2 protein-coding genes (both only partly in view) are annotated in these 2,084 nt (G+C 57.4%); both read left to right on the top strand.

Features of this window, described 5'->3' with window-relative positions:
- Nucleotides 1–374, top strand: partial view of a DUF2345 domain-containing protein gene (locus GJA_RS25540; RefSeq protein ID WP_038498023.1) — the 3' portion only. Its footprint begins 10 nt before the window's first position; 374 of the gene's 384 nt are visible here — the last part of the coding sequence; its start codon lies off the left edge, out of view; the stop codon is at nucleotides 372–374.
- 445 nt (nucleotides 375–819) lie between these two features.
- Nucleotides 820–2,084 carry the 5' portion of a type VI secretion system Vgr family protein gene (locus GJA_RS25535; protein ID WP_051781326.1) on the top strand. 16 nt of this gene lie beyond the right edge of the window, so 1,265 of the gene's 1,281 nt are visible here — the first part of the coding sequence; the start codon lies at nucleotides 820–822; its stop codon lies beyond the right edge, outside the window.

The following is a 2,084-nucleotide window of genomic DNA, read 5'->3' as shown; positions in this document are numbered from 1 at the left end:
CGCACTGGAGCGCGGCGCAGACGCTGTCGTCGGTGTCAGCCCAGGCCACCGGCCTGTTCACGCATGCCGGCGGGATCCAGGCCATCGCCGGCAATGGGCCGCTATCGCTGCAAGCCCATACCAACCAGCTGGAAATCCTGGCCGACCAGGCCATCACCGTGATATCGGTCAACGACGTCATCGAGATCAAGGCCAATCAAAAGATCACGCTGCAGGCTGGACAGTCGTCGATGACGCTGGAAGGCGGCAATATTACCTTCGCCTGTACGGGCAATTTCACGGTCAAGGGAGCGCAGCATGTGTTCGACAGCGGAGGCAGATCAGCAGTAAAACTTATGCCCTTACCATCGCCCGATACTGTAAAGTCGCTTTGAGTTGCAGGTTTTTTCCCGCTTCTTTTGGTCTTTGCGAGTAGTCCATACTGTATTTTTTCCATCGACATTTATCATCTGTGGCTGACTATTCGATGTTAAATCATATTTTTTTGACGATGCCGATGTTCAGTTTTACCAAAGCGTTCCTTCTTTCATTCCTTGCCTTGTTAACATTACCCTCTGTGCCATTATCTTTTTTACCAGTTGACATGCCTGAATTTAATTAGGTTCAGGCGCAGATTGAGACGCGTTAATCTGTGATAGGACAACGCTCCCTGCTGGAATGGGATCTAAACCGGCACCGCTACGCCATGATGTAAATCATGCATCAAAGCGTGCGCTCCCTGCTTGCGAAGCCGACTAATATAGCAAACTCGACAATTAAACTTGCAATCGGTCTGCGCACAGTATGTGGGAAAGCACGATATGACGACACCAGCCTGCCATGAACATTTCGCTCCCTGAATTACCGGCGCTGCCGCCCATTCCTTCGCTCAGCGCGCTGTTCGGCACCGGCTTGAGCCAGTACGCGCGCCTGATTACGCTGGCGACCGCCCAGGATTCGGACTTGCCGCAATCGCTGGCGGCCGAATCTTTTACAGGCCGCGAAGCGGTGAATCAGCTATTCCGCTTTGACGTCGAGGCGCTGAGCACATCGACCGATCTGGCACTGGACGATTTTATCGGCGAGGAAATTACCGTCAAATTGTTGCAGCCCGATGGCAATTACCGCGCCTGGCACGGCCTGTGCACCGATGCCGCCTGGGTGGGCGCCGATGGCGGTCTGGCGCGTTACCGGCTGCGGCTGGAACCGGCATTGTCGTTGCTGGGCTTGCGGCGCGATAGCTTTATTTTCCAGGACAAGACCGCGCGCGATATCGTCGCCGAATTACTGGCCGATTACCCGCAGGTACGCTTCGATTTTGATATCAGCCAGGAATTGACGGCGCGTCCGGTCTGGACCCAGTACCGCGAAAGCGACCTGGCATTCCTGATGCGGGTGCTGGCCGCCGAAGGCTTGAACTGGCGCTTCGAACATGAACAGGATGGCCAGGCTGAAACCGAGGCGTCTTCCGCCGACCATGCCAAGCACAAAGTGGTGTTTTTCGATAGCAAGGCCGTGGCGCCCGTCACGCTGGGCGGCGCCGACCTGCGCTTTCACGGCGTGCGCGCCACCGACAGCGACGACGCCATCAATCAATTTGCGGCACGCCGCCAGGTACAGTCGAACGCCGTCAGCATCAGCAGCTGGGACCCGCGGCAACTGTTCGCTCCCGGCGCCGAGCAGTCGACCAGCCTTGAGACTGGAGAGTTACCCGAGTTGCAACTCTATGACGGCAGCGCCGAACGCCATCATGCCCATTCCGGCCAGGCCAATCCGCACGGCACGCTGATGCTGCAAGCGCTGGAACTGGATAACAAAACCTTCGAAGGCGCAGGTTCGGTACGCCGCTTGGCGGCCGGCCATGCATTTCATCTTGCACAGCATGAGCGTTATGCCGACGGCGCCGACAGTTTTACCGTGCTATGGGTGCAACATGAGGCGCGCAACAACCTCGCGCCCACGCTGGCTGGTCTTGCCACACTGGCCAAAGGATGGGCCAAGGACACGCTGAACGATTACCTGCAAGATCCGCACGGCAAGCCAGACAAAAAATCCACATCGCTCCAGGCCATGCTCCAGTTGCCGGGCCAGGTCGAGCCTGGCAG

Source organism: Janthinobacterium agaricidamnosum NBRC 102515 = DSM 9628, assembly GCF_000723165.1.
Taxonomy (GTDB): domain Bacteria; phylum Pseudomonadota; class Gammaproteobacteria; order Burkholderiales; family Burkholderiaceae_D; genus Janthinobacterium; species Janthinobacterium agaricidamnosum.
Note: the sequence above shows the minus strand (reverse complement) of the source record. Positions and strands in the feature narration are given on the sequence as shown.